The organism is Treponema sp. R8-4-B8, assembly GCF_054786175.1.
Genome location: NZ_BDHE01000184.1, coordinates 1 through 752 on the forward strand (window position 1 = coordinate 1; position 752 = coordinate 752).

Annotated in this window: 1 protein-coding gene; it reads right to left on the reverse strand. The window is 40.3% G+C overall.

All coding sequences use genetic code 11. The features are described from left to right. A partial coding sequence (locus tag ACYVRA_RS07770; protein WP_461252166.1) for a HAMP domain-containing protein occupies positions 1–666 on the reverse strand: 666 nt, incomplete at its 3' end. Positions 667–752: the final 86 nt, after the last annotated feature.

Below are 752 nucleotides of genomic sequence, written 5' to 3' on the forward strand. Positions count from 1 at the left end.
GCCTGTTTGAGTTACGGACGCGCTCTGATTCAGCACCCTGCCTTTTATGTTTTGAATGGTGGCGGTAATTTCGTTAATAGCGGAAGCGGTCTCGTTCATGTTGCTTGCAAGATCATTGCCGGTATCAGATAACGCCGCCGTGTGTTCTTTTATTGAAACGATCAATTTCTTTATCTTGGCAAGCGTCCTGTTAAAGTACCGCGACATGTCGGAAATTTCATCGTTTCCCTTTTCTGGAATTACGCGCGTTAAATCGCCTTCGCCTTCGGAAATATCCTTCAGCGTTTCCGTTACTTTGACAATTGGTTTAGTAACAAATCCAAGAACGAAAAAGAAAGCAACCGCAGTCGCAATAATGGCTATTGTGGCAAGGATAACGGTAAATGTGGTTATTTCGTTTATCTCTTTTAATACGTGGGATTCTGAGACGCCTATCAGCACCGTCCATTCAAAATCAGAAGTGCCTATTTTAATCGGCTTGACTACAAACCTGAAAGTATCGTCGTGCTGCGGATCATATACGCTGCCTTTGTAAATCCTGTCGTTATTCATCGCGTCGTATATTTCTTTCCTTGAATCGCCTAATTCCACGTCAACGTCAACCATTTTTTTGCCGATGCGTTCCGGTTTATAAAGCGACTGTATCAAGAATATAATAGAAAACATTATCAAAATACAAATTCTCATGTATTATTTTCTTGATTTTACTATGATTTAGTTATGATTGCACATCACTAATAAACAGCACACAA